This window comes from Methanofollis liminatans DSM 4140 (genome assembly GCF_000275865.1).
In the GTDB taxonomy this organism is placed as follows: Archaea; Halobacteriota; Methanomicrobia; order Methanomicrobiales; family Methanofollaceae; genus Methanofollis; species Methanofollis liminatans.
In genome coordinates this window covers 320,175-337,204 of sequence record NZ_CM001555.1, presented here as the reverse complement: position 1 = coordinate 337,204, position 17,030 = coordinate 320,175, and the positions used below count along the sequence as shown (strand labels likewise).

Sequence of the window (17,030 nt, the reverse complement as noted above, 5' to 3'; positions counted from 1 at the left end):
CGGACGACGATTATCATGACTCTACGACCACGGTTCACAGGAGGCCACGTCTGGCTCATCGCGCTCATCTGCATCGTCACGATAGGGGCTTGCGCCGCAGGGTGCACCGCCGGATCGGAGACCGATCCCATCAGTATCGGCGTCCTTCTCCCCGCGAGCGGCCCCCTCGCCATGCACTCCCCCGAAGGGCTCGCCTGGGCGGCGGAGGCGATGAACAGGCAGGGCGGTGTCGGCGGCCGCATGATCGAGGTCGTGTACCGCGACACGAGCGCCGGCAATATATCCGCATACGCGGAGGAACTGGCCGGGCGCGACGATATCGAGATCGTCGTCGGCCCGGCGACAGGCGCGGAACTGACGCAGATCGCCCCTCTCGTCACGAAGCGGGGCAAACTCCTCATCACCCCGAGCGTCACGGCCGAGTCCGTCACAGAGAGCGATCTCGTCTGGCGGACCTGCCCCACCGACGGGCGGCAGACAGAGGCGATCTTCCGTATCCTCCGGGAGACCGGCGTCCGGAACGTCTCCCTCGTCACCGCAGACACCCCCTACGGCGAGACCTTTGCACGCCTCGCCCCTGATGCGGCCGCGGCGATGGGGGTCGGGATCGCCGGGGCGGCATCGGTCGACGCATCCGACGACTTCGCGAAGATCGCTGCACAAATCGGCGACGAGGAACCCGGGATGGTCGTCGCCGCCGTGTACCCCGAAGAGGCGGTCAGGCTTGCGGAGGCGCTCGCCGCGGCGGGATCGCCCGCCGGCCTCTTCCTGACCGATGCCGGGCGCTCGCCCTACCTGCTGGAGAGCCTGGGCGAGCGGGCGGAGGGCATCCAGGGCACCTCGCTCTCCCCCGACCCCTCGACCGGATATGCGATCGCCTACGAGGAGACCTTCGGCAAGGCCCCGCCGCCGTATGCCGCACAGACCTACGACGCCCTCCTCCTCGCCGTCTATACCGCAGCAAGGCAGGAGACAGCGCCTGACGAGTCGCTCGCCGCCTCCCTGCGGTGGGTCGTCTCCGGCGACGGCATCACGAAAGGCTGGGACCCGCAGGAGGCGACCGAGGCGGCGGCGATGATCCTGGCCGGCGGGCACCCGGCGATCACCGGCGCCTCAGGCCCCCTCAGGTTCGCCGAAGAGCCCTCATCAGGCCCCCTCGCCGGCTACTACACCCACTGGACGGTCGAGGGCGGGGAGTTCTGCGAGGGTGAACCGGTCGCGTCCTCGGATCTCTCCGTGCGCCTGCCCGCCCTCTCCTATGACCCGTCCCCCGGCACCGCCGGAGAGAGGCCGGTGGTCTGGATGGTCTACCCCCTCGCAAAGGGCGACCGCTCGTTCGCCGACACGGCGTACCGGGGCCTGTTCCGTGCGCAGGAATCGTTCTCCTTCGACAAGCGGGAGTGTTCGTACGACGATCTCGCCCTCCTCGACGCCGTCTTCTCTGCACAGAACTTCACCGAGAAACCCGACCTGGTGATCACCGAGGGGTTCGAGTTCACCCCCGCCTCCCGTACCTGGGCTGAGGCGAACCCCGACATCAGGTTCTTCACCCTCGAGCAGGCGGACTTCGGCCTCCCGAATGCCTGCGACGTCCTGATGGTCCCGTACGGGGCCTCCTACCTTGCGGGCGTGATGGCGGCGAATATGACGGCGACCGGCAGGATCGGCGCGATCGCCGGGGCGCCCGTCGCCGTCATCGACCCGTTCGTCGAGGGGTTTCGGGCCGGGGCAGGGGCCTATGACCCCGCGGTGAACGTCACGGTCCGCTACGTCGGCGAGAGTTTCGAGGGGTTCGGCATGCCCGGGCGTGCGGGTGCGCTGACGCAGGAACTCCGGGCAGAAAGCGTCGATGTGATCCTGATGATCGCGGGATCCTCGAACACCGGGATCGTGGACGCCGCCCGGGAGAGCCGGGGCGTCTACCTGATCGGCGAGGACACCGACCAGTCGTACCTCGCCCCCACCCTCGTCGCCGCATCGGTGGTGAAGCAGATCGACGCCATCGTTTATCATGCCGTGGAGAACGAGATGCACGGGCGGTTCACGCCGGGAAGGGAGGTCTGGACGCTCCAGAACGGCGGCACCGGGCTTTTTGTCTCCCCGCGCTTCGAGGAGTATGCAGGGCTTGCCGCCGGGTGGCAGGAGCGGGCGATCGCTGCCGAAAAAGATTACCTGAAGACGGCGGCGCTGTAGAGGAGCGGGGCGCCGACCGGCAGATATTCGTCGAAAAAGGCGACGACCCGCCCCTCGTATTCGTCAGGCAGAAGAGCGAACGCTTCGGTATGACCGGCACCGGGAGCGATCCAGAGGGAAGCCCGCCCGTCCCCGCTCAGGGCGTACATGCGGCCGAATGCTTCCTCCATCGGTTTTTCGCCCCCCACGATCAGCAGAAATTCGGTGGACCCCGCATCACCGATCGAGTCCCGTATCGGTTCGGGCGTCTGGTCGCCGCTCAGCACCCCCACGGCGGCGTACATCAGCAGCGCCGTGAAACTCCGGTAGAGAGGACGCTCGGACTCCAGCGCCAGAAGATCGTCAGGGGAGCGGTGCGTGGCGCCGTCAGCGACGATCGCCCGGACTTCAGGATATTCAGACGCCGCACCCATGAGCACCTCGCCGCCGAGGGAGAGCCCCATACCGCCGATGGCGGCGACCTCCTCGCGCCCCTCCAGAAAGGCGACGGCGGCGCCCACGTCGCGGCCGCTCTCCCAGCCAAACTGGTTGGTGGCGCCCCCGCTCATCCCGTGCCCCCGCATGTCGATGGCGAGGACACCGTAACCGTGCTTTTTGAGCATGGCGGCGTAAGGGCGCAGATCTTCACGCGAACCCCCGGCCCCGTGGATCAGGATGATCGCCGCAGTGCCTGACGGCGGGGCGTACCAGGCGGCAAGCGGCACGCCGTCCTCGGCCACGAGCGTCACCTCCTCAAAACCGGAAGGCGGGGCGCCGACCCCGGCGCCGGCCGGGATGACGACAAAGACGCCGAACAACACCGGGAGCGCGATATAGACCAGCAGAAGGAGAGCCGCCACTGCGATCAGGATACGCCGCGTGAAGGAGCGGGTGAGGTGCACGGGAACACCTCACTCCCCGACCACGATATCGTACACCGCGTGCCACTCGCCCGGCGAATAGCTCCGCACCCGCCGCTCGGCGACCGACGCAACCGGGAAGGCGCGGATGCGGTCGAGGTACGCCCCCTCCTCCTCCTGGAGGGCATAATAGTGGATCGTCCCGCCGGGACGGCAGAGGGCGAAGGCCGCCGGCAGGAACTGCGCCGACTCCATCGGGAGGTTCATGATCACCCGGTCGAAGGTGCGGGGGAAGACCCCGGGCAGGTGGGCGGCGTCGGCGAGGACCGGCAGGACGTTCCTGCACCGGTTCATCCTGACGTTCTCGCAGAGGAGGGAGACCGCCGCCGGGTTTAAGTCGGCGGCGACGACGAAGGAAGCGCGGTCCGAAAGGGCGATCGCAAACGGTCCGACCCCGGCGAACATATCGCAGACCTCCTCGCCCTCGGCCATCAGGCCGTGCACCCGCTGCCGCTCGGTCGAGAGGCGGGCCGAGAAATAGGCGTGGGCGAGGTCGACGGCGAAGCGGCGGCCGTGCTCGGTGACGACCGTCCGGGTGGTCGGCTCTCCCGCGAGGACCTTGAGCGCACGCGTCCGAAATTCCCCGGAGACCGGGCCGGTCGGGACGACGACCGTGTGGAGGGACGGGCGGGAGGCGAGGATCCGCTCTGCGGCGGCCCGGTCCTCCTCCTGCAGGATCGCGATCCCGCCCACGAGCTCGTGGCGCGCCAGGTCTTCCCTGGGCGGGAAGGGCGTGAAGACCGCCCGCTCGGCGCCCGGCACTTCCCCGGTCAGCGGCAGGAGCAGGCTCTCCCCCTCGGATCTCGGCCGATAGCCCCGCTCCAGCAGGCCGCGGCCGATCAGGTCCTGCCGCATCTCCTCGGCCCGCCTCTTATCCACCCTGAGGCCCCAGAGTTCGTCGCCTTCGGCATGCATCTTTATCCCGGATCTCCCAACACTATTCTCATGGATGATCCTCTCGCAAAACTAAAAAATGGAACCCTCAAACTCTACGCCCTGGAGAAGGAACTGCCCCCAAAGGAGGCGGTCAGGGTCAGGCGTGCCTATATCGAGGATGAAACCGGCGCCGACCTCGCGGCCCTCGGCACCTTCTCGATCGGGATCGACCGCGTGGTGAAGCGGAACATCGAGAACATGATCGGCGCCGTCCAGGTGCCGGTCGGCGTCGCCGGTCCATTGAAGGTGATGGGCGAGTACGCGAACGGGACCTACTGGCTCCCGCTCGCCACGACCGAGGGGGCGCTCGTCGCCTCGGCGAACCGCGGCTGCTCGGCGATCACGAAGGCCGGCGGGGCCGACGTCAGGATCATCAAGGACGGCATGACCCGCGCCCCGGTCTTTGCCGCACGGGACATCGTCCACGCCAGGGAGATCGCCGACTGGGCCGCCGCCCACACCGCCGACCTCGCCGCGGCGGCCGAACAGACCACGGCACGCGGAAAACTCCTCTCGATCACGCCCTATATCGTCGGGACCAACGTCTTCCTCCGCTGCGCCTATGACACCAAGGACGCCATGGGCATGAACATGGTGACGATCGCCACCGCCGAGATCGCCGACCGTGTGGAGGCGGCCACGGGAGCGCGGCTCATCGCCCTCTCCGGCAACATGTGCACCGACAAAAAGCCCTCTGCCATCAACATGATCGAGGGGCGGGGCAAGAGCGTCGTCGCCGGCGTGCACCTGAGCAACGACCTGATCGAGACGGTCTTAAAGACCGACGCGAAGACCCTCGCCGAGGTCAACTACCGCAAAAACCTCATCGGATCGGTGCGGGCCGGCGCCCTCGGCTTCAATGCCCACGCCGCAAACATCATTGCCGCCCTCTACCTCGCCTGCGGCCAGGACGCCGCCCACGTCGTCGAGGGGAGCAGCTGCATCACCACGGCCGAGGCGACCGACGACGGCGCATATGTCGCCGTCACCCTCCCGGCCGTCCAGGTCGGCACCGTCGGCGGCGGGACCGGGATCGACACCCAGGCGGCCTGCCTCTCCCTCCTCGGCGTCGCCGGCGGCGGCGAGCCCGAAGGAGCGAACGCAAAGGCCTTCGCCGAGATCATCGCTGCAGGGGTGCTCGCCGGCGAACTCTCCCTCCTGGGCGCCCTCGCCGCAAACCACCTCGCCCGGGCCCACAAAGAACTCGGCCGCGGCTAAAACCTGAACCACTTCATCATCACCAGGGCGTCCTCGCCATTCGAGTAGTAGCCCCCGACGGTGAAGACCGGTTCATACCCCAGCTTCTGGTAGAACGCCTGCGCGGGGGTGTTGGAGACCCGCACCTCCAGCTGCACCCCTTCGGCGAGGCGGAGGGCGAACTGCTGCTCGGCCCGGCGGACGAGCACCCGCCCGATGCCGCACCCCCGGAAGCGTTCGGCGACCGCGAAGTTGCAGATATGCCCGTAGATCGCCTCGCCCGTATCTTCAAGCCCGCCGACGATGAAACCGGCGACATGACCGCCGACAACCGCAACAAAGAACGAGTCGGCCCAGTACTCCAGTGACTGCTGAAACGTCTCCTCGTTCCAGGGGTCGACGAAGGACTCCTTCTCGATGGCGACAATCGCCGGGATGTCCTCTGCTTTCGCCCTTCGAAGAAAAAATCCTGGCCCTTCCATCTCTTCTCATCTATTCCCGCGGGAGATAATATATTGACGCCGACAAAACTACTACCAGCTTATCAGGTGCGTGATCCTCATGGTGAAGGTATACCGGTTTACAGGGCTCAGGCCACAACGCGCATATGCCGCGCAGATAGCCTCGGTGCCGTACGACGTCGTGACGGCCGATGAAGCGGCAGAGATCATCAGAAAAAACCCGCTCTCGTTTTTGCATGTGAGCCGTACCGACGCCCTCCTCCCTGACATCCCGGCGGATGACGAGCAGATCTACGTGCAGGCCAGGGAGAACTTCCAGGAGCTGCAGGAGAAGGGGATGCTCCAGCGCGACGACGCCCCCTCGGTCTACCTCTACCGGGTGAAGCAGGGCGGCAGCCTCTATCTCGGCCTGGTCGCCTGCCTGGACGTGGACGACTACATCGACGACGTGATCAAGAAGCACGAGCACACCCGCTACGACAAGGAGCGGGACCGGACCAGGCACATCGACGCCACGAACGCCAACACCGGGCTGGTGGTCGTCCTCTACCCGGACGAGGGCGACGTCTTCGGCTACATCGAATCGATCCTCCCTGAGGGCGAACCCGACGCCGTGGTCAAGACCGAGCAGGGCAATGTCCACGAACTCTTCAGGATCACCGACCGCGTCCGCCTCGCCCATATCGAGGACCTCTTCGCCAGGGTGCCGGCGGCATATATCGCCGACGGCCACCACCGTGCGAAGTCGGCGGTCACGATCGCACAGGAGCGCCGGAAGGCCGGGACCTACGGGCCAGAGGACGGGCGGTTCATGGCGATCCTCTTCGCCCACAAGCGGGTGAAGATCCACGGGTATTCCCGCCTGGTCACCGACCTCGGGCAGTACACCCCGGCGTCGTTCCTCGCGGCCCTGAAGGAGCGCTTCGACGTCAGGCCGTACGGCGAGATCGACGACACGGTCTTCCGCGTGCCCCCCCTGAAAGAGGCGGCGAACCTCCACGTCGTCCACATGTACCTCGGCGGGATATGGTACGAACTCTCCACGCCGGTGAAAAACCCGGAGGACGTCATCGGCTCTCTCGACGTCTCGTACCTCCAGCGGACGGTGCTCGAAGGGATGCTCGGGATCACCGACCCCCGCGGCGACGCCCGCCTCCAGTACCTCGGCGGGGCGCGGCCCCTGGCCGACCTGGAGGAGCGGGTGGACTCAGGGGAGTTCGCCGTCGCCTTCTCGATGCAGCCCGTCGACGTGGAGACGGTGATGGCGATCGCCGACGACGGCAAGGTCATGCCCCCGAAGTCGACCTGGTTCGAGCCTAAACTCCTCTCCGGGCTTGTGATCCACACCCTGGGCGAGGGGAAGAAAGAATAACTTTTTTTTAGAAAAATGTGCGGAGGGGCCGCTCACCAGCCCCGCGTATATTCGCCGGCGCAGGGGATGCAGACCGTCTTGCCGTCCCGCATGCGCACCCTGGACTCGGCGACCGACTCGCCGCAGACGGCGCAGATGTACGACCTGAAGATCCGCGCCCGTTCCGGGATCTCGGGCTCGATCTCCTGGATCGTGAAGATCTCCTCGGCCGGCCGCGTCAGGATCGCATCGCAGATCGCCATTAAGTGCTCTTCATAGGCCTGTTTCTCTTCAGGGGTTGCACCGGCACCCCATGCCCGCGCCCGCAGGGGCAGGAACTCGGGGTCGATCGCCTCGATCGAGAAAGAGGGGCGGGTCGCGATCCGCACGGCTTTGCCGGTGGTGCGGTTGATGAGGGTCCAGGCGTTCTTGCCGAGGTCGCGGAGGAGAAGGTTTCCCTTCCCGACGGTGCAGCCGGTGATGACCTGGAAGGCGTCCACGCCGCAGGCGTCGTTCTCGACGATGACGACGAGCTCTTCGTCGGGCGCCCGCACCGAACCGGTCCGCTCCATGGCGATCCCGGCAGCACGGTAGCCGAAGGTGACGCCCGGGCAGGTGTGACCGTGGAAGCGGATCACATCCTCGTATGTTGGTGATTGCATACGATAGGGTAATACCTGATATGAAAAAAGTATTACCATACGATCTCCGGCGCCTGCGGCCCGGCACACCCCCGCAGATCGATCCGTGGACCGGGAAGGGGCACAGCCGGACAAAGAGAGACATAATGACGTAAAACAGAATTCTAACTATCTGAAACCGATAATAGAGATTCGATCGATATATATAGTAACCACCCTAAAGAGGATCACAGATATGAAGCCTATCCCCCCGCTCATTCTGGCGATCTGCTGCATCTTCGCGTTCTCCGTCGTCTGCGGGTGCACCTCGGCGCCCTCTCAGCCGTCAGGTGAGGGTGCCGGGATCCAGGACATCACCCGCCCGGTTCTGGAAACGAAGACGGATCTCGAAACGGCGCTCGAAGAACTCGATATGCTCGCAGGGGAAGGGCTGGAGAACGTCACCGGCATGCAGGTCGTCATGGTGAGCGGCACCGCCGTCACCGAAACGGCGAGCGCGGGCACCTGGGTGCTCGGCGTGCGCCAGGAGAACGCCACCTCTCTCCTCGTCTATTCTCGCGGCACGTGGTCGAGGTTTGCATGGAGCGGGGCCCTGCCCGACGAACCCCTCCACCTCGACGAGATCGTGATGCCCGGCGACCTCTACCGCCTGCACGCGGCGACGATCGGCATTCCCGGAAAGCAGACCGACCTGCTGCTGGAGGACGGCACCTATACCATACGGTCGCACAGCGACCGCCCCGACGCCGCCACCTTCGATGCACGCACCGGCGAGGCGATCTGAATGGCCCGGATAAACGACGACGCCCTCATGTCCATAGATTTCCTCGCGGGGTTCACGATCTTTCTCCTCTCCCTCATCGTCGCGGCCGGGATGGTGCCCGGGATGCTCGCAGGGCTCCAGAGCGCCACGATCGACTACGACGGCGTCGCCTACCGCACCTCGGTGATCCTCGCCGAGGACCCGGGGTGGTTTGAGGATGTGAATGGAGGGGTGGGATCCCGGTGGGAGATCAAACGGGACGATGAAATACAGCGGATGGGGCTTGCAGTCTCGAAGGAAACGCCAAATATTCTTTCGATTGCAAAGGTCGCGCGGTTTTTAAACCAGACGAAGTACAGAGAAGACCCCGCGTTCTACCGGAGCAGAGTATTCTTTTCAGATATCCCATACTCCTTTAACATCACCCTGAAGGCGAAGGACGAGTCATTCGAGTACCACCTCGGCGACGAAACTCCGGACGGGGAGTACGGCTCTATCAGGAGGGTGGTGCTGGTGAAGAACGCCAGTTCGGCGAGGCTGGACTTCTCCAATGAGAGTGTGCTGAAAGATTATGCTGCTGATCCGGCGACGGCGCCGGGGGCGACCTCGACCTTCAGCGTCAGCCTGAACTTCACCGATCTGCTGGCGCCGTCGCCGGCGTACCGGGTCGATCCTTTAGGAGAGGAGATAGCGATCACCCTTGACAACCTGGACAAAACCCAGAATGAAACAGCAGTTAATGCCAGCCTTACGAAGGTGACGCTCAAGCATGACAGCAAAATACCTATCACTGAAACACAGTCGACCCGGTTTATCCTCTTCCGTGTCGATGGAGAGATTAAAAAACCTCCAATAGAAGACGGTGACAGCCCAATAAACGTGAGTAGCAATATCTCCTTGCTCATTAAACCAGGGCTCCTTTACGAAATACCATACAGAGATAGAATAGATGTAGTTTTCGAGTTCGAAAACACTGAAAACCAGAACACTAACATCACCGGCACCTTCCCCTACACCCCGACCGACCTGCGCAACGTCACGAAGCCGCTCCTGAAACCCGCCGTGCTGGAGGTGGCAGTATGGTAGACGACTCGGCCCAGCTCTACACGATGGAGGGGATCGCCGCCGCCTTCGTGATCCTGGCCACCGTGTACCTCGTGGCAGGCACGACGAGCATCTACACGCCCGGCGACTCCCATATCACCGACATGCAGCTGGAGGTGCTGGGAAACGACGTCCTCCTGGTGATGGACACGCCCGCAGAGGAGGGTGAGGAGAGCAACCTCACGCGCTACCTCAGGACATGGAACACCCCCGATTTCAGAAGCGAGTTCGGTTCACTGTTGAACAACAGAACCACAGGGGCCAACGACACCCTCCAGTTCGCCGCCGGGGTCTTGTACAGGAAGGCCGACAGCAAGATCAACACAACACCATTCGGATTCGACGGCGGAAGGACCGGTTACGAGCAGGCGGTGCGGGTGACGAGACTCGCAACAATCCCGGGCAAACCGACAGGCACGCCCACAGACTTTATTGACAGAGATCGAGTCGTGATGCTGGAGGTGCTCATATGGAGAAATTAGACGACGAGGGGCAGTGGATCGTGATGATGGGCTTTATCGTGGCGGTCTCCATCTTCTTCCTGGCGCTGGTCATCAACCAGGCGACCCTGGTCGGGCAGACGACCGCGGAGGGCGTGCTCGAATTCCCGAAGAGCGAGATCAGGGACCTCCAGAGCGAGGTCTTCACCCTCATCGATACCGGAGACGTGTACGACGGTGCGATCAACGCGTCCCTCCATCAGGACATCCTCGTCCTCGAAGAGACCAGAAAAAACACCATCGTGAATTATTCGGTCAATAAGATCACCACGTCAGGAACCGGAATAAAATATAACCTAACGAAATTGCACTTCAACAACGGGGTGACAGAGTATGACGCAACGATCCATTACTGACGAAGACGGCGCGACAAGCATGATCGAATACGTCACCATCACCGGCATCCTGGTGGTGCTCCTGGTGATCACGATGTTCGCCGTGAACGCCGTCTTCATGGAGGGCCCGGCGAACAAACTCGCCTACCACTCCTTCGTGGACATCGGCAACGGCCTTTCCACCAGGGTCGTGGACGTCTACATGATCGCCCCGGACAACGGGACGATCGCTACCGAGTTCGATATCCCTGACGACGTGGCCGGCCAGGACTATGCCGTCGACCTGGACGGGAGCGGGGGGGACCAGGTGGTGATGATCTCCCGGGGCGATATCAGGAGCCGGATCGCCATCGCCGGGATCGGGGCGACGATGGGCGTGACCGGCAGCACGACCGGGGGCGGGATCAACCGGATCGTCTACAACTCGAGCGGGGTTTAAGATGAAAATTTCAGCAGGAAACAACGAAGAAGCGGTCTCCGAGGCGATCGGGTTCATCATCATCTTCGGGCTGGTGCTGACCGGGATCGCCCTGATCACCCTGTACGGCTACCCGATGCTCATGCAGCAGCAGAGCAACGCCGACGTGCGGAACATGGAGCAGACGACGGTCGTGCTCCAGAACGATATCAAGAGCCTCTGCTACAAGAACGTCCCGTACAAGGAGACCTCGATGCAGGTGAGCGGCGGGTCGCTGGCGGTGGTGAACACCAGCGAGACGGACCAGAGATTCAATATCACCTGGAAAGAGAGTCCGGGCGGGGCCGAGACCACCAGATCGTTCTCTCCGGGCATGCTCCTTTATGACTCGGACAACCAGGACGCCGCCATCGCCCTGGAAAGCGGGGCGGTGATCCGGGCGCAGGCCGGCGGATCGTCGATGCTCGCCGAACCGCGGTGGTACTTCGACGACGCGAGCGACACCCTGGTGATCAACCTCATCGCCCTGAACGCCACCGGCACGATGGCCAGGAGCGGAATGGGCGGGGTCAGATTGAAACTCGACAAAACAGAGACCCTGATGGATAACACCACCGCAGGGGGAACCGTGCAGGTTGTCTACACCCCGGATCCCGCCAGCAACTTCTCGAAGGCCTGGGAGAACTATCTCACCGGGAGCCTCGGGATGTCCAAAACGGCCCCTGACACCTACACAATCAGTGCAGATCGTCTGATCGTCAAAAAATACGATATCCTGGTGCTCTCTGTCTGAGCGCCGAAAAAAAGTATTTTTTTAGAGATAACCGTGGCCGCGGAGCCAGTCCACCTGCGGGCGGGTATAACGGTAGATAATATCGCACTTATCGGCCTGGAAGTCCCACGGGACCACGATCAGGACGTCGCCTTCCCGGATCCAGACGCGCTTTTTAATCTTCCCCTTGATCCTGCCGACGCGGGTCTCTCCGTCAAAGCAGCGAACCCTGATATGGTTTGCGCCGAGCATCAGATCGGCACTCGCAAACATCTCTCTGTTGCGCTTGTTCGGCAAACGCACCCGTACGATCTCTTCTTCAGGTCCTTTATCGTTTTTTCTTCCAGGATTTGTCAGGTAATCAACTCCACTATATTGTACATTCTTCTGCACCCTTTTCTGCTGAGAGCATATAAGGGTATGCATCATGTGCATAGAGGGAGAAATGCGCCCCGAATAGAGATATTTGATTTTTAAGAGGTATTATAACTCAATCATGCCGGTGGCGGTGGTGGATATCAGGCACGTGCGGGTGCTCGTGCCTGATCCCCTCGTGGGCATGTGAGTGGGAGTGCTCGCCGTTCCGGTCCGGCAGAGGCGTGCAGGGCAGGTGGTGGTGCTCGTGGTGGAGATCGTCGTGCCGGTGCCGGTGCTCGTGGACTACCGGCGGGTGCTCGTGGGGGTGGGAGTGGCGCTCGGTGACCAGGAGGCACGCCCCGAGGGCCATCACCGGGAGGGCGAGGTAGAAGGGGCCGTCTGGCGGGGCGGCGAAGAGGGCGAACGAGACGACGATCCCGAAAAACGGCGAGATCGCAAGGAGCGACCCGGTCCGCGCCGACCCGACCCTGCGGAGCGAGAGGAGGAAGAGGACGCTGGTCAGACCGCCATAACTCAGGAGGCCGACGGCCATCGCGATCAGGGCCGGGCCCGGCGCCGGGAAGGGCTCGGCAAGGAGATGGGCGAGCAGAAGGGAGAGGACGCCGGCGCCGATCCCCTTGATCATCACCGTGGCCAGCGGGTCCTTTGCCGAGACGTTCCTGCTGAAATTGTTGTCCAGCCCCCAGAAGGTGCAGGCCAGGAGGATCCCGAAAGCGGCGAGGGAAAAACCGCCGGGCCCTTCCTCGGCGAGGGAGAGGATCAGGCACGATGCCGTGATCAGGCCGAGCGCCGCCCAGGTGCGCCGCCCGACCGCCTCGGCAAAAAGGAGTGCGGCGATGCCGGCGGTCGCCACCGCCTCGAAGTTCAGGAGGAGGGCGGCCGTCGCCGCCGGGGTCGCCTGCAGACTGAGCATCAGGGTGAGAGGGGCCAGAAAGCCCCCGAAGATCACGACCCCTGCGATCCAGGGGAGATCGCTGCGGCAGAGAGAGGCCTCGGCGACCTCCCGGTCGTTTCCGCCGAGGCGCACGAGAGCAAGATAGGCCGCCATCCCGAGGCCGCTGCCCATATAGAGGAGGCCGGCAAGGGTGGCCGGGCCGATCCCCCCGAGGAGCACCTTCGCAAACGGGGCCCCGCTCCCGAAGAGCGCGGCGGCGGCGATGGCATAGACGTAGGGCAGAGAGGTGCGGGCGGCCATGGGGCAGGATTCCAGAAAGGTTGGCCTTCGACAGAGATATAGGTTGGGAAGGGGAGGGACATGCAGATCTCCAGTGGAAACAAAGGGGTTATGTATGGCTCCCGGGCATCACTATAGAGGCCCCTCGCGATCGTCCGGGATATTGAGGGCTCTCGGGCCGGTGGGTATATGCACCCGTCAGGGCAGAGAATAGGATCGAGCATGCTGATCAGGGACATCAGAAACGGATCATACGCCCGGGCAAAAGACCGCTCGGTCCTCTGCGAACTCCTCCACCCGGCACACGAACGGGAGTGCACAAACCGCTACAGCCTCGCCCACGCCGTCGTCCCCCACGGCGAGGCGACCCTGCCGCACCGGCTGAAGACCTCGTCCGAGACCTATTATATCCTCGCGGGGGAGGGGCAGATGCACATCGGCGACGAATCCGCGCCGGTGCGGGAGGGGCAGGTCGTCTCTATCCCGGCAGGCGCCACCCAGTGGATCGAGAACACCGGCGAGGGCGACCTCGTCATCCTTGCGATCGTCGATCCGATGTGGAGCGAAGGGGACGAGGAGATCCTCTGAACTGAGGAAGCCATGGCCGCGACCACCACCCGTCTGAGAATCAACCTCGCCATCCTCGCCGCCGTCGTCGTCATCGGCACCGCCGGTTTTGTCTTCACCGAGGGGCTCTCCCCCCTCGACGCCGTGTACTTCTGCATCGTCACCGTCGCCACCGTCGGCTACGGCGAGATCCACCCGGTGACCGCGGCCGGGAAGGTGCTTGCAATCCTGGTGATCGTCGCCGGGGTCGGCACCTTCGTCGGGGTGATCGCAAACCTCTTCGAGACCTGGATGGAGCGAAGGGAGCGGCAGGAGCGGAAGAGAAAGGTGAACATGCTCGTCGGGATCTTCTTCTCCACGACAGGAACGACGCTCCTGAGGACGTTCGCCCGGTCCGACCCCCTGATCGGGACGATCAGGGAAGGGTTGATGGTGACGGCGGACTGGAGCGCAAAAGACTTCGCACGGATGAAAAAGGTGGTGCTGACACATGCGTCCGGCCCTGCTGCGTCTGATCTCGACCTCAAAGAGATCCGCACCTTCCTCGATGAGAAAAAGGACTTCCTCCTGAGGCTGATGGAGAACCCCCTCCTCCTGGAGGACGAGGGTTTCACCGGGGTGCTCCATGCCGTCTTCCACCTTGCAGACGAACTCTCGTACCGCGACGACCTCGCCGCCCTCCCGGAGACCGACCTCGCCCACCTCAGCGGCGACCTCGGGCGGGCATACCGTGCAATGATGCATGGATGGCTCGGCTATATGGAGCACCTGCAGGCGACCTATCCGTACCTCTTCTCCCTTGCGGCGCGGACGAACCCGTTCAACCCCGAAGCGTCGGCGATCGTCGAGTAGGCCGGTTCATCCCTCTCATTTTGCCTCCCTCCGCAGGCGCGGAGTCTTCATCGCCCAGAAGATCACCGGGATCAGGAGGTACACCGCCGTGCTCCAGGTGACCCCGAGGAGAGCGAGCGCGATGCCGAGGACGGAGACCGCCGGGGTGACGGCGGTCTTCTGCATCCCGACGGCGAGACCGGACGGCGTGAACTCAGGGGAGAGGAGGTGCGGGGTGCGGGCGACATACTGCCACTGGAGGAGGAGGAGGATGCCGACGACGAGGAGGTTTGCCTCCAGGACAACGGCGGCGAGAGAAATATCCTCGAAATCCCCTGAAAACGAGGTGGTGAAGGGAATGAGGCAGATGGCCATCAGCAGCCAGAGGTTGATCTCCAGAAACCGGCGGTCGATAAAAGCCATCCGCCTGGAGAGGACGTGGTGGGAGACCCACATGCCGTGGAGGATGAAGAAGGCGATCACGTAGTGGACAAAGTCCGGGAAAAGCCCCATAAGGGCCTCGATGAGGCCCGTCGACGTCCGGATCGTCCCCGCGGCAGGGACCGCAAGCCCGAGGACGAGAAGGGTCATGGCGATCGCGAATATGCCGTCGGTCAGCGCCTCAAACCTGGACTTCGAGAACCCGATGCTCTCGGGGCGATCGTTTCCTTCCATCATTCCTCGATCCTATCTGGTGCCTGGGCGGTGATAACGGCTCTGAATTGTTCCCGGCGCCCTCCCCTCAGACGACAAGCCGCCGGCGCATCAGCCGCAGGGCCAGGAGAAAGAGCGGGGGGGTGACGACGGCGATCCAGGCAAGCCCGAGGGCGAGGAGTTCCCACCCCGCCATCAGGGTGAGGGCGCGGCAGACGTTGACGACGTGCGCCAGGGGCAGGGCCGCAAGGGCGAGGGCCTGCAGCGGGGCGGGCAGGAGGTCGAGAGGGAAGAAGGTCCCGGAGAAGAGGAACATCGGGGTGATGAAGAGGAAGGCCGGGTAGTTGATCGACTCGATGTTCGGGATGATCGAGGTGAAGCACATCGCGATGGAGGCGAAGAGCAGGCCGGCCGCAAAGGCGAAGGGGATGAGGAAGAGGGACGACGGGAGGGCGACGACGCCGAAGAGGACCAGCACCGGGAGCATCAGGGAGGCGGAGATGAGGCTCCGGGTCGCCCCCCAGAGGATCTCGCCGGCGATCACCTCCTCGATCGAGACCGGGGTGGCGACGATGGCGTCGAAGGTCTTCTGGTAGTACATCCGCACGTAACTCCCGTAGGTGCACTCGAAGAAGGAGGCGTTCATCACCGAGATGGCGACGAGGGCCGGGGCGATGAACCTGACGTACGGGACGCCGTCGATCTCGCTGATGTACGACCCGACTCCGAAACCGAGGGCGAGGAGGTAGAGGACGGGCTCAAACGCCGGGGTGAGCAGGTTCACCCGCCAGGATTTGAGATAGACGTCGAGGTTGCGGCGCCAGACGGCCCAGGCAAGGCGGCTCAGGTTCTCCGGCATCATTCCCGCAGCCTCCTTCCCGTGAGGGTGAGAAAGACGTCTTCCAGGGTGGCGGGCCGGGTCGAGAGGCGGATCGCCCCGCACTCGTCCAGGAGGGCCTTCGAGACCGCCGCCGGGTCCTCGACCGGGACCTGGATGCTCCCGCCCCCCTCCTCGTACCTGATCCCGTGCCGCCCCAGGCAGGCGCGGACCGGGTCGGTCGGTTCGGTCTCGATCACGTACCGGCCGATCCGCGATCTGACCAGGTCGGCCGGAGCGCCCCGGGTGAGGATCCGTCCTTCGTCCATGATCACCAGCCGGTCGCAGAGGCGTTCGGCCTCCTCCATATAGTGGCTGGTGAGGGCGATCGTCCGCCCTTCCCGCTGGAGCGCCCTGAGTTTCTCCCAGATCTGGTGCCGGGCCTGCGGGTCGAGGCCGGTGGTGGGTTCGTCCAGGATCAGGATCGCAGGATCGTTGACCAGGGCGCGGGCCAGGATCAGACGCCGCCGCATCCCGCCGGAGAGGCTCTCGATGACGACGTCCGCCTTCTCCCGCACCTGCACGAATCCGAGGAGGTCTTCCACGCGCTCTTCTGCCGCGGCACGGGGAATGCCGAAGTATCTGGCATAGGAGACGAGGTTCTCGCGGCCGGTGAGGTCCGGGTCGAGGTTGTTCTCCTGGGGCACGATCCCGAGGAGGGCCTTGATCTCCCGCGGGTGCATATCCGGGTCCATCCCCAGGACGCGGAGGTCGCCGCCGCTCCTGGGCGAGGCGCACTGGATCATCCGCATCGTCGTGGTCTTTCCGGCGCCGTTCGGCCCGAGAAAGCCGAATGCCTCGCCTTCGAGGACGGTAAAGTCGATCCCCCTCACAGCCTCGGCATCGCCGAACCGTTTGGTCAGGCCCCGTGCAGAGATGGCGGCGCGCTCCTCCATGGGGGAGTGATACATCCCTCCGGGTAATTCAGGGTTCCGCCTGCGGGCAATGCCGCCGGGGGGGGAATCTATTTTGCGCACGA

At 64.1% G+C, this 17,030-nt stretch carries 20 protein-coding genes; 11 read left to right on the top strand and 9 right to left on the bottom strand.

What is annotated here, in order from left to right; genetic code table 11:
* Window positions 1–15: 15 nt before the first annotated feature.
* A complete protein-coding gene (locus tag METLI_RS01585) occupies window positions 16–2,193 on the top strand; it encodes a BMP family ABC transporter substrate-binding protein (protein ID WP_004037434.1) in 2,178 nt (725 codons plus the stop codon).
* Here the strand turns inward: METLI_RS01585 and METLI_RS12325 are convergent.
* Window positions 2,169–3,074: an alpha/beta hydrolase gene (locus METLI_RS12325; RefSeq protein WP_004037433.1), complete on the bottom strand. Its 906-nt coding sequence runs from the start codon at window positions 3,072–3,074 to the stop codon at window positions 2,169–2,171. The genes METLI_RS01585 and METLI_RS12325 overlap by 25 nt on opposite strands.
* A 9-nt stretch (window positions 3,075–3,083) precedes the next feature.
* Entirely contained in the window at window positions 3,084–4,007 is a 924-nt protein-coding gene (locus METLI_RS01575) for a class I SAM-dependent methyltransferase (RefSeq protein ID WP_004037431.1), read from the bottom strand.
* Between the two features lie 30 nt (window positions 4,008–4,037).
* Between METLI_RS01575 and hmgA the strand changes: the two genes are divergently transcribed.
* Window positions 4,038–5,246: a hydroxymethylglutaryl-CoA reductase (NADPH) gene (hmgA, locus tag METLI_RS01570; RefSeq protein WP_004037430.1), complete on the top strand. Its 1,209-nt coding sequence runs from the start codon at window positions 4,038–4,040 to the stop codon at window positions 5,244–5,246.
* Here hmgA and rimI read toward each other — a convergent pair.
* Complete coding sequence (gene rimI, locus METLI_RS01565) at window positions 5,243–5,707, bottom strand: ribosomal protein S18-alanine N-acetyltransferase (RefSeq protein WP_004037429.1); 465 nt, start codon at window positions 5,705–5,707, stop codon at window positions 5,243–5,245. The two genes, hmgA and rimI, sit on opposite strands and share 4 nt — an antisense overlap.
* A 79-nt stretch (window positions 5,708–5,786) precedes the next feature.
* On the opposite strand from rimI, the gene METLI_RS01560 reads away from it, so the two are divergent.
* Window positions 5,787–7,058: a DUF1015 domain-containing protein gene (locus METLI_RS01560; RefSeq protein ID WP_004037426.1), complete on the top strand. Its 1,272-nt coding sequence runs from the start codon at window positions 5,787–5,789 to the stop codon at window positions 7,056–7,058.
* Window positions 7,059–7,090: 32 nt separating this feature from the next.
* Here the strand turns inward: METLI_RS01560 and METLI_RS01555 are convergent, their stop codons facing one another.
* The gene (locus tag METLI_RS01555) at window positions 7,091–7,699 is read right to left on the bottom strand and encodes an FmdE family protein (RefSeq protein WP_004037424.1); all 609 of its coding nucleotides are present in this window, start codon (window positions 7,697–7,699) and stop codon (window positions 7,091–7,093) included.
* Between the two features lie 214 nt (window positions 7,700–7,913).
* Between METLI_RS01555 and METLI_RS01550 the strand changes: the two genes are divergently transcribed.
* The 6 genes from METLI_RS01550 to METLI_RS01525 are packed head-to-tail and all read left to right on the top strand — an operon-like array spanning window position 7,914 to window position 11,591.
* Window positions 7,914–8,462 (top strand): hypothetical protein, encoded by a 549-nt coding sequence (locus tag METLI_RS01550; protein WP_004037421.1) that lies wholly within the window; start codon window positions 7,914–7,916, stop codon window positions 8,460–8,462.
* Window positions 8,463–9,527: a hypothetical protein gene (locus tag METLI_RS01545; RefSeq protein ID WP_004037419.1), complete on the top strand. Its 1,065-nt coding sequence runs from the start codon at window positions 8,463–8,465 to the stop codon at window positions 9,525–9,527.
* Complete coding sequence (locus tag METLI_RS01540) at window positions 9,521–10,027, top strand: DUF7288 family protein (protein ID WP_004037414.1); 507 nt, start codon at window positions 9,521–9,523, stop codon at window positions 10,025–10,027. The genes METLI_RS01545 and METLI_RS01540 overlap by 7 nt, the downstream gene beginning before the upstream one ends.
* Window positions 10,015–10,401 (top strand): hypothetical protein, encoded by a 387-nt coding sequence (locus METLI_RS01535; RefSeq protein ID WP_004037413.1) that lies wholly within the window; start codon window positions 10,015–10,017, stop codon window positions 10,399–10,401. The genes METLI_RS01540 and METLI_RS01535 overlap by 13 nt, the downstream gene beginning before the upstream one ends.
* Complete coding sequence (locus METLI_RS01530) at window positions 10,379–10,819, top strand: hypothetical protein (protein ID WP_048103576.1); 441 nt, start codon at window positions 10,379–10,381, stop codon at window positions 10,817–10,819. Before METLI_RS01535 ends, METLI_RS01530 begins: the two co-directional genes overlap by 23 nt.
* A gap of 1 nt (window position 10,820) precedes the next feature.
* Entirely contained in the window at window positions 10,821–11,591 is a 771-nt protein-coding gene (locus METLI_RS01525) for a DUF7289 family protein (protein WP_004037411.1), read from the top strand.
* Between the two features lie 21 nt (window positions 11,592–11,612).
* On the opposite strand, the gene eif1A is transcribed toward METLI_RS01525, so the two are convergent.
* Window positions 11,613–12,005, bottom strand: a complete 393-nt coding sequence (gene eif1A / locus METLI_RS12635; RefSeq protein WP_004037410.1) for a translation initiation factor eIF-1A — start codon at window positions 12,003–12,005, stop codon at window positions 11,613–11,615.
* 55 nt (window positions 12,006–12,060) lie between these two features.
* Entirely contained in the window at window positions 12,061–13,143 is a 1,083-nt protein-coding gene (locus METLI_RS01515; RefSeq protein WP_004037409.1) for a DMT family transporter, read from the bottom strand.
* A gap of 168 nt (window positions 13,144–13,311) precedes the next feature.
* On the opposite strand from METLI_RS01515, the gene METLI_RS01510 reads away from it, so the two are divergent.
* On the top strand, window positions 13,312–13,710 hold the full coding sequence (locus METLI_RS01510; RefSeq protein WP_245529382.1) for a cupin domain-containing protein: 399 nt from the start codon (window positions 13,312–13,314) through the stop codon (window positions 13,708–13,710).
* 12 nt (window positions 13,711–13,722) lie between these two features.
* On the top strand, window positions 13,723–14,541 hold the full coding sequence (locus tag METLI_RS01505) for a potassium channel family protein (RefSeq protein WP_004037404.1): 819 nt from the start codon (window positions 13,723–13,725) through the stop codon (window positions 14,539–14,541).
* Between the two features lie 15 nt (window positions 14,542–14,556).
* On the opposite strand, the gene METLI_RS01500 is transcribed toward METLI_RS01505, so the two are convergent.
* From METLI_RS01500 to METLI_RS01490, 3 genes are all read right to left on the bottom strand, one after another.
* Window positions 14,557–15,198: a TMEM175 family protein gene (locus tag METLI_RS01500; RefSeq protein ID WP_004037395.1), complete on the bottom strand. Its 642-nt coding sequence runs from the start codon at window positions 15,196–15,198 to the stop codon at window positions 14,557–14,559.
* 64 nt (window positions 15,199–15,262) lie between these two features.
* Complete coding sequence (locus METLI_RS01495) at window positions 15,263–16,036, bottom strand: ABC transporter permease (protein WP_004037393.1); 774 nt, start codon at window positions 16,034–16,036, stop codon at window positions 15,263–15,265.
* On the bottom strand, window positions 16,033–16,962 hold the full coding sequence (locus tag METLI_RS01490; protein WP_245529381.1) for an ABC transporter ATP-binding protein: 930 nt from the start codon (window positions 16,960–16,962) through the stop codon (window positions 16,033–16,035). The genes METLI_RS01495 and METLI_RS01490 overlap by 4 nt, the downstream gene beginning before the upstream one ends.
* Window positions 16,963–17,030: the final 68 nt, after the last annotated feature.

Excerpts from the sequence above, each read along its gene's own strand:
- METLI_RS01525 (WP_004037411.1), top strand. The coding sequence starts at position 10,821 with ATGAAAATTTCAGCAGGAAACAACGAAGAAGCGGTCTCCGAGGCGATC.
- METLI_RS01535 (WP_004037413.1), top strand. The coding sequence starts at position 10,015 with ATGGAGAAATTAGACGACGAGGGGCAGTGGATCGTGATGATGGGCTTT.
- hmgA (WP_004037430.1), top strand. The coding sequence starts at position 4,038 with ATGGATGATCCTCTCGCAAAACTAAAAAATGGAACCCTCAAACTCTAC.
- eif1A (WP_004037410.1), bottom strand. The coding sequence starts at position 12,005 with ATGCACATGATGCATACCCTTATATGCTCTCAGCAGAAAAGGGTGCAG.
- METLI_RS01505 (WP_004037404.1), top strand. The coding sequence starts at position 13,723 with ATGGCCGCGACCACCACCCGTCTGAGAATCAACCTCGCCATCCTCGCC.
- METLI_RS01515 (WP_004037409.1), bottom strand. The coding sequence starts at position 13,143 with ATGGCCGCCCGCACCTCTCTGCCCTACGTCTATGCCATCGCCGCCGCC.
- METLI_RS01490 (WP_245529381.1), bottom strand. The coding sequence starts at position 16,962 with ATGTATCACTCCCCCATGGAGGAGCGCGCCGCCATCTCTGCACGGGGC.
- METLI_RS01560 (WP_004037426.1), top strand. The coding sequence starts at position 5,787 with ATGGTGAAGGTATACCGGTTTACAGGGCTCAGGCCACAACGCGCATAT.
- METLI_RS01495 (WP_004037393.1), bottom strand. The coding sequence starts at position 16,036 with ATGATGCCGGAGAACCTGAGCCGCCTTGCCTGGGCCGTCTGGCGCCGC.
- METLI_RS01575 (WP_004037431.1), bottom strand. The coding sequence starts at position 4,007 with ATGCATGCCGAAGGCGACGAACTCTGGGGCCTCAGGGTGGATAAGAGG.
- METLI_RS01550 (WP_004037421.1), top strand. The coding sequence starts at position 7,914 with ATGAAGCCTATCCCCCCGCTCATTCTGGCGATCTGCTGCATCTTCGCG.
- METLI_RS01585 (WP_004037434.1), top strand. The coding sequence starts at position 16 with ATGACTCTACGACCACGGTTCACAGGAGGCCACGTCTGGCTCATCGCG.
- METLI_RS01540 (WP_004037414.1), top strand. The coding sequence starts at position 9,521 with ATGGTAGACGACTCGGCCCAGCTCTACACGATGGAGGGGATCGCCGCC.
- METLI_RS01500 (WP_004037395.1), bottom strand. The coding sequence starts at position 15,198 with ATGATGGAAGGAAACGATCGCCCCGAGAGCATCGGGTTCTCGAAGTCC.
- METLI_RS01555 (WP_004037424.1), bottom strand. The coding sequence starts at position 7,699 with ATGCAATCACCAACATACGAGGATGTGATCCGCTTCCACGGTCACACC.
- METLI_RS01530 (WP_048103576.1), top strand. The coding sequence starts at position 10,379 with ATGACGCAACGATCCATTACTGACGAAGACGGCGCGACAAGCATGATC.
- rimI (WP_004037429.1), bottom strand. The coding sequence starts at position 5,707 with ATGGAAGGGCCAGGATTTTTTCTTCGAAGGGCGAAAGCAGAGGACATC.
- METLI_RS01510 (WP_245529382.1), top strand. The coding sequence starts at position 13,312 with ATGCACCCGTCAGGGCAGAGAATAGGATCGAGCATGCTGATCAGGGAC.
- METLI_RS01545 (WP_004037419.1), top strand. The coding sequence starts at position 8,463 with ATGGCCCGGATAAACGACGACGCCCTCATGTCCATAGATTTCCTCGCG.